Annotated in this window: 8 protein-coding genes; 5 read left to right on the top strand and 3 right to left on the bottom strand. The window is 70.3% G+C overall.

What is annotated here, in order from left to right:
• Together KGA66_RS26975 and KGA66_RS26970 are read left to right on the top strand one after the other, a co-directional pair.
• Window positions 1-570, top strand: a 570-nt coding sequence (locus KGA66_RS26975) for a DUF899 family protein (RefSeq protein WP_211472046.1), incomplete at its 5' end; no start/stop codon positions are given.
• A 102-nt stretch (window positions 571-672) separates the two neighbouring features.
• Window positions 673-1311 (top strand): DUF5134 domain-containing protein, encoded by a 639-nt coding sequence (locus KGA66_RS26970; RefSeq protein WP_211472044.1) that lies wholly within the window; start codon window positions 673-675, stop codon window positions 1309-1311.
• Between the two features lie 47 nt (window positions 1312-1358).
• Here the strand turns inward: KGA66_RS26970 and KGA66_RS26965 are convergent, their stop codons facing one another.
• On the bottom strand, window positions 1359-1748 hold the full coding sequence (locus KGA66_RS26965) for a YccF domain-containing protein (protein ID WP_211472042.1): 390 nt from the start codon (window positions 1746-1748) through the stop codon (window positions 1359-1361).
• A 417-nt stretch (window positions 1749-2165) separates the two neighbouring features.
• Between KGA66_RS26965 and KGA66_RS26960 the strand changes: the two genes are divergently transcribed.
• The 3 genes from KGA66_RS26960 to abmR all read left to right on the top strand — a co-directional run bounded on the left by KGA66_RS26960 (window position 2166) and on the right by abmR (window position 5747).
• On the top strand, window positions 2166-3647 hold the full coding sequence (locus KGA66_RS26960) for a glycoside hydrolase family 6 protein (RefSeq protein ID WP_211472041.1): 1482 nt from the start codon (window positions 2166-2168) through the stop codon (window positions 3645-3647).
• A 377-nt stretch (window positions 3648-4024) separates the two neighbouring features.
• Entirely contained in the window at window positions 4025-5014 is a 990-nt protein-coding gene (locus KGA66_RS26955) for a hypothetical protein (RefSeq protein WP_211472039.1), read from the top strand.
• Between the two features lie 208 nt (window positions 5015-5222).
• Window positions 5223-5747 (top strand): ATP-binding transcription factor AbmR, encoded by a 525-nt coding sequence (abmR, locus tag KGA66_RS26950; protein WP_211472038.1) that lies wholly within the window; start codon window positions 5223-5225, stop codon window positions 5745-5747.
• Window positions 5748-5786: 39 nt separating this feature from the next.
• On the opposite strand, the gene KGA66_RS26945 is transcribed toward abmR, so the two are convergent.
• Together KGA66_RS26945 and KGA66_RS26940 are read right to left on the bottom strand one after the other, a co-directional pair.
• Complete coding sequence (locus KGA66_RS26945; protein WP_211472036.1) at window positions 5787-6518, bottom strand: hypothetical protein; 732 nt, start codon at window positions 6516-6518, stop codon at window positions 5787-5789.
• A gap of 139 nt (window positions 6519-6657) precedes the next feature.
• Complete coding sequence (locus tag KGA66_RS26940; RefSeq protein WP_211472034.1) at window positions 6658-7470, bottom strand: SAM-dependent methyltransferase; 813 nt, start codon at window positions 7468-7470, stop codon at window positions 6658-6660.
• Window positions 7471-7498 lie beyond the last annotated feature (28 nt).

Below are 7498 nucleotides of genomic sequence, written 5' to 3'. Positions count from 1 at the left end.
CTGCCTGACCTGTTCGCGGGCCGCCGCCAGCTGGTGATCCAGCACGTGATGTTCGACCCCTCCTGGGACGGTGCCTGCAAGAGCTGCACCGCCGCCGTCGACGAGCTTTCCGCGGGCCTGATGGCGCACCTGGGATCCAGACAGACCACGTACGTGCTCGTCTCCCGGGCGCCGCTGGCGAAGATCGAGGCCTACCGGGCCGAACGCGGTTGGCAGCTGCCCTGGTACTCCTCCTTCGGCAGCGACTTCAACTACGACTTCCACGTCACGCTGGACAGCTCGCTCGCCCCGGTCGAGTTCAACTACCGCGGGCAGGAGGAACTGGTCCAGGCGGGGCTGAGCTGGCTGCTGGAGGGTTCGAGCGAGCAGCCCGGCATCAGCTGCTTCCTGCGTGACGGCGACGCGGTCTACCACACCTACTCCACCTTCGCCCGCGGCACCGAGCAGCTCGGCGGCTCGTACGGGGTGCTCGACATGACCGCCCTCGGACGCCAGGAGGAGTGGGAGGAACCCAAGGGGCGGGTGGACACGCCGCACGGCGCGGAGCCCAGCTTCAGCGTCGGCGACTGAGAGCGGGACGGACACCACGCACTGACCGCCTTATCAGAGCTGCACCACGGCTCGGCGGCGCGTGACAGGCCACGGGGAAGCAACGGGGGGACGGAGGCGACTGTGACCGGCATTGCCGTGAACGTGGGACTCGGCACGGCGCTGGCCGCAGTCGCCTCCGTCGCCGTGACGCGGCTGCTGCCGCGTCGCGTACGCCGGCCGACCGTGTCGCAACAGCGCATTGATGCTCTGGTGCATCTGGCGATGGCATCGGGCATGGCCGCGATGCTCACGCCCGTAACGCCCGTAACGCCCGTCACGCTCGAGGTGCGGGTGACGCTGGAACTCGGTTTCGGCGCGTTGGCGGCCGGGCTGCTCGCAGGCGGCGTCGCCGCATTGGTGAACCCACGGGGCCGGGCGGCCGGCCGGGCCGGACATCGCCTGCACCACGTGGCCACATCGTGTATCATGGTATTGATGGCGAACGGGTCGCGTCTGAACTCTGCGACGAGCCGCACCGGTCAGCCGGCGATGACACACATGACGATGACACCGCCGGGCGGACACGGCGCGTCGCTGCCGCTGCTCGCCGCGTTCTGCTACGCGATGGTGAGCGCGTGCACGTACACGTGGCGGATGCAAGCGCGGACCGGCTACGGCGAGCAGCGAGGCCCGCGCCCGTGTGGAGCCGATCCGCTCGGCCACGGCTGTGAAGTCGTGATGCTGCTCAGTACGGCCGTGATGCTGCTGCCCGTGATTTGACGTCAGCCGGCACCGGCACCGGGCGGCCGGGGCCGCGGCGGTCCGCGTCAGATCGAACCCGGCGTCCCGCTCGGCACGATCTGCACGCCCAGCGGCACCAGCGAGATCGGGATCAGCTTGAAGTTCGCCAGACCCAGCGGGATGCCGATGATCGTCAGGCACAGCAGCGCCCCGGTGACCAGATGCCCGATCGCCAGCCACCAGCCGAACAGCACGATCCACAGCACGTTGCCGATGAGTGAGCCGACACCGGCGGTGCGGCGCGGCATGATCGACCGCCCGAACGGCCACAACGCGTAGTTGGCGATGCGGAAGGCGGCCACCCCGAACGGGATCGTGATGATCAGGGCGAAGCAGATCAGCCCGGCCAGGGCGTAGGCGATCGCCAGCCACAGTCCGCACAGCACGATCCAGATCACGTTCAGCACAAGTCTCATGGCTCCAAGCTGACCAAATCGGCGCGTTCAATGCACCTCGGCGACATCGCCCACGGCCGCGCCGGCGAAAGTTTCGGCGCCGCGGCGCGGCTGTCGATACGGCGTTCGATACACGTCGGCGCGTTGTCGTTTCTCGCGCCGCGGGCCCGTCGGCTCGCCAGGGATGTGCAAGTTTCAGTGCCGCGCTCGACCGCCCGACAGCGCCGCGGCGCCCCGACGGGCGCGTTCCCGGCCCAAAAGCGCTGCTGGGGATCGGGTCTTGCCGCGTCGCGGTCGCCGGGCCGTGCGAAGGCCCGGCCGCGTCCGCGGCCGCGGGATTTACCTTCGCGCGCGCCGCCGCTAGTTTTCCGGCTCGCGCCACTTCCGCCCGCAGCGGGCGATGTAGGCCGCCGTGTTATCGGAGAGGACAACACCGGGATGCGTGTACCAGAGATCGCCGGCAGCGGCTCGGCCCGGCCCGACCCGGCGCGCAGGCGCCGCGGAGCCGTCGCCACCGGCGCGGCCGTCGTCGCCATGGCGGGGCTCGCCGCCGTCACGCAGTTGAGCGGCGTCGCGGCCGCCGGAAGCATCTCGAGCGGCACGCAGTTCTACGTCTACCCCAGCTCCGGCGTCATGAAGTGGGACGCCGCGAATCCCGGGGACTCGCGTGAGCCCGCGATCGCCTCGCGCATCGCCTCCCAGCCGCAAGGCATCTGGTTCGCCAACTACACCCCGTCCACCGTGCGGTCGGACGCCTCCGCGATCACCGGCGCAGCCGCCGCGGCGGGCAAGGTGCCGGTGCTGGTGATGTACAACATCCCGAACCGTGACTGCGGCGGTGCGTCGGCAGGCGGCGCGCCCGACATCTCCAGCTACGAGAGCTACGTGCAGAGCTTCGCCAACGGGCTCGGCTCGCACCAGGTCATCGTCATCCTCGAGCCGGACTCCCTCGCGCTGCAGACCTGCCTTTCCGCGCAGCAGGCCGCTGACCGCGACGGCGCGCTGGCCTTCGCCGGACGGGCCATCCACACCGCCGACCCGTCCGCCAAGGTGTACATGGACGCCGGGCACTCCGGCTGGAACTCGCCGTCCTCGCAGGCCTCCGTGCTCAACGCGGCCAGCGTCAAGACCAGCGCGGACGGGATCTTCTCCAACGTCTCGAACTTCATGTACACCTCCGACGAGGTGAACTACGACAAGCAGGTGCTCGCCGCCCTCGGCAACCCCTCGAACCTGCACATCGTGGTGGACACCAGCCGCAACGGCAACGGTCCCGCGCCCGGCAACCCGTGGTGCGACCCGAGCGGCCGCGCGCTCGGGCAGACCCCGACCGCGAACACCGGAGACTCGGCCGTCGACGCGTACCTGTGGGTCAAGCCCCCGGGCGAGTCGGACGGCTGCGCCGACGCGGCCGGCGTCTTCGATCCCTCGCTCGCGTACGCGCTGATCGCCAACGGGCCCTCCTACAGTCCGTCGCCGACGCCGTCCGCGTCGCCGACGAGCGCGAGCCCGTCCGCTTCGCCCAGCAAGTCGCCGAGCAACTCGCCGTCCGCGTCGCCGTCGCAGAGCCCGTCGTCTTCCCCCTCCGCGAGCAGCGGATCAGGGACCTGCCACGTCACGTACACCAACCAGAGCGTGTGGCCCGGTGGATTCACCGCCAGCGTGGCGATCAACAACGCGGGCAGCAGCGCGATCAACGGCTGGACTCTGACATACCGGTACGGCGGTGACCAGAAGGTCACCAGCGCCTGGGGCGCCACGTCCTCGCAGAGCGGTTCGACCGTGACCCTGACCAGCGTCTCGTGGGACGCCTCCATCGCGCCCGGTGCGACCCTCACCGGCGTCGGGATGCAGGGCACGTGGGCTTCCAGCAACGCGGCGCCGAGTGGGTTCACGCTCAACGGAGTCGCCTGCTCCTGAGTCCGACCGCCCGAACACGGGGAGGGGGGAACGGGGAAACACGGCCGGCCTGGCGACAGGCCGGCCGTTCGCGTTTGCGCTCCGAGCGCGTCCCGGTGCTCCGGCGCGGGACACCGGCGCCGCGCCGGCGGGCTGCCGGCCTGGTGCTTTCCATGACCGTGGCAGACCCTTTAGTCAGTTTTGCCCCCCGGATTAAGGACACCTGAATCAATTCGGGATCCAATGCGTATGGGTTGCAGACCGTTCGGGCCGGCTACAGCTCGCGTGATCCGACAACGGCGCCGCCGGTCCGGACATCGGAATCTGCATCCTGCGACAACCCCGTCAACCCACTGCGGCCCACCGGCCGCACGGGGACTGCGCAAGGAGACGAATCCATGCTGAACAAGAACGGCGCGGGCGACCCCCGGGCCGGACACCACCTGACGCCGCGCTCGCGCCGGATCGCGGCCGGGCTGTGCACCATCGCGTTGGTCGCCTTCGGCGGTGCGCTGTCCGCCGCCGCTGACGCGTCCGCCGCAGTCGCGCCCGCTGCCGCGGCCGATTCGCCGAGCAGCACCGTGCACTACGTGCACACCCACGGTCGGACGCTGCGCGTCGAAACGCACGGACGCCACGGCGTCGTCCCGCAGCACGGCACGAAGACGCTCGCCCGTCCCCTCGACAGCGGCGGCCTGCTCTACAACGGCGGGCCGGTCGAGCACAACCCCACCGTCTACCTGGTCTTCTGGGGCTCCCAGTGGGACAGCGACGGCAACGGGGTGCAGCAGTACCTGCAGGACTTCTTCGGCGGCCTCGGCGGCTCCGGAGACGACTGGTCCACCATCATGACGCAGTACACGGACAGCAGCGGATCCGGCCCGTCGTTCAGCGGCTCGGTGCTCGGCGGCGCCTGGGTCGACGACTCCGCGCCGGCGCCGTCCAACGCGGCGCAGTCCGACATCGCGGCCGAGGCCCAGGTCGGCGCGCAGTACTTCGGCGTCTCCGGCCCGGACGCGGACGTGTTCGTGGTGAGTCCGAGCGGCACCAGCCCCGACGGCTTCCCGAACTCCGGGTTCTGCGCCTGGCACGACTGGAACGGCACCACCGCGTACACGAACATGCCCTACGTCCTGGACGCTGGTTCCGGCTGCGGCGCGAACTCGGTGCAGAACCAGCTCGACGGTTTCAGCATCGTCGGCGGGCACGAATACGCCGAGGCGGTCACCGACCCCCAGCCGTCCAGCGGCTGGGTCGCCTCGGACGGCGAGGAGAACGGCGACCTGTGCGCCTGGCAGGGGCTGACCACGCTGGGCCTGTCCACCGGCAGCTTCGCGATCCAGCCGACCTGGAGCAACGCCGCCGGTGGCTGCGCGACCTCCGGCTGACACCGGCGGCGATTCGCGGTAGCGCGGTAAAGCGCCGGTGCCGCAACGTCGCTCCGCCGCGCTGATTCGCGGCTGACGGGCCGGGGCCGGGCTCCCCGGCCCGTCAGCCGTCGAAGCCGTCGAAGCCTCGTAAGCGGCGCCCGGCGCGTTCGCTGACGGCGGACACGTCGGTCGGCGCGTAAGCGCGTAATCATGTAATCATCGTTTCATGACTACTCGAGAGACGACCGAGACCCTGCGGGGCTGGTTCACCGGGCGCCTGCCCCAGGACCTGTTCGACGCACCGCCCGAGGTGACCGTGGACCGTGAGGAGATCACGGTCATCGGGCGCATCCCCGAGCCGGAGACCGCCGAGGGCGCCTCGGCGGCGGAGAAGGCGGCCGCCGTCACCGGACGGATCAAGGAGTTCCGCGAGCGCACCCGGTCCGCTCGTGTGCGGGTCGCGCGGGAGGCGGAGCACGAATTCGGCCGCAAGGTCTCCTGGTGGGTGCGGTGCGGCGAGACGACCCAGCCGTTCACCACGCTGTCCGTACCGGTGATGACCCGGCTCAAGCAGCAGGATCGGCAACTGCTGGACACGCTCGTGGACGCGGGTGTCGCGCGCAGCCGCAGCGACGCGCTCGCCTGGTGTGTGCGTCAGGTCGGGCAGCGCGCCGAGACCTGGCTGGCCGACCTGCGCGAGGCGATGCGGACGGTCGAGCAGGTGCGCGACGCCGGGCCGGATCTGGGCTGACCGCGAAAGGGCCGGCGCACGGGCGGACACTGCCCGCGGTCACAGCTGAAGCGCGCCGGCCCGCGGCACCGGGTGCGGCGGCCGTCCCGGCCGTCGCGCGCCGATCTCGAACGCCGCGCCGGTCCAGGCGAGCCCGAAAGCCCAGACCGAAAGGCTTTCGCACACGTACAACGGTGTCGGTGTCCAGCGATCGCCCCAGTGCAGGACCCCGGTGACGACCGCGACGCCGAGGAAGGCCAGGATCGAGGCCCCGGCGGCCAGGTAGGCGTGATCGGTGCGGTCGCGCTGTGCCGCGGCCGGATCGCGGAACGACCAGAGGCAGAACATCGCCAAGGCGGTCAGCAGGATGCCCGCCAGGACGAGATGGGCTTCGCCGACCGCGGACTGATACGGCGTGGGGTCCTGCGGCGCGGTCGGGCACAGTGCGACGCCGATCGCGCTGATCCCGGCGACGGTGCTCCACTTGTCGTCGCGAGCGTTGTAGCGATAGCAGATCAGGAACACCCCGAGGGCGCACAACGCGCCGACGAAGATGTTGCGGGTGCTGGTGTAGTACGAAGCGCTCATCGAACGGGGCAGGATCCGGGTCTGATGCCCGAACTGCACGAAGACCCAGTTGCCGAACGGCAGCGCGATCGGCAGCAGCAGGCCGATCACCCCGACGCCGAAGCGCAGCAGCCGAACCGTCCTGGCGTCCTGATCGCCGAGCGGGGCCCGCTGTACCAGTGCGGTGCCAAGCGCGGCGAAGGCTGCGGTCTTCTGCCCTTTCATGGCCGGCCCCCTCAGGACAGGCAGTGCTGACTTGACGTCATCTTGCGTGATGATTCCCTCACGCAGAGTAAGGAAAACGTCGTCGAGCCTGACCGAAGGGGGTGGCGGGCGCCCGCCGGGCTCGCGGCGCCCGCCGCGACTACAGCTTGCGGCCTATCCCGCCGTAGATGCCGATCCACGGCGGCTCGGTCGATTCCGGCTCGCGCCGCCAGGACGAGACGGACACCAGGCCGGGATCGAGCAGCTCGAAACCGTCGAAGAAGCCGAGCACCTGCTCGCGGGTGCGCAAAGTCAGCGCGGCGGTGGCGTGGCGGTACACGTCGATCAGCTCCGCCAGTTGCTCGAAGTGCTCCACCTTCTCCCGGTCTCTGGTGGCGTGGCTGACCACCAGATAGCTGCCGGCCGGCATCTCCGCGCGCAGTTGCGCGACCAGCGCGGCCGGGTCGTCCGCGTCGCTGACGAAGTGCAGCAGCGCCACCAGCAGCACCGCGACCGGCTGGTCGAAGTCGATCAGCTGATTCGCGCGCAGGTGACGCAGCAGCTCGTCGAGCCGCCGCGCGTCGCTGAGGATGAACGCGGTGTTGCCCACTCCGGTGAGCCGGGCCTGCGCGTGCACCGCCACGATCGGGTCGTTGTCCACGTACACCACGCGCGCCTGCGGCGCGACGGCCTGGGCGATCTCATGCGTGTTGGGCGAGGTGGGGATGCCGGTGCCGATGTCGAGGATCTGGCGCACGCCGTGTTCGGCGACCAGTGTGCGCACGGCCCGGTGCAGAAATCCGCGGTTGGCACGCGCGCCGTCCTGAATCGACGGCAGGACCCTGATGATACGCTTCGCGGCTTCGCGATCGACCTCGTAGTTGTCCCGGCCGCCAAGGTAGTAGTCGTACATCCGGGCCGGATGCGCGACGCTCGTGTCTATCTGATCGGCTGTCAGGCCCCGTTCAGCCACGCCTTGCTCCGTTCGGCTCTTCGTATCC

This window comes from Actinocrinis puniceicyclus, from assembly GCF_018283645.1.
GTDB classification, from domain to species: Bacteria; Actinomycetota; Actinomycetes; order Streptomycetales; family Catenulisporaceae; genus Actinocrinis; species Actinocrinis puniceicyclus.
Note: the sequence above shows the minus strand (reverse complement) of the source record. Positions and strands in the feature narration are given on the sequence as shown.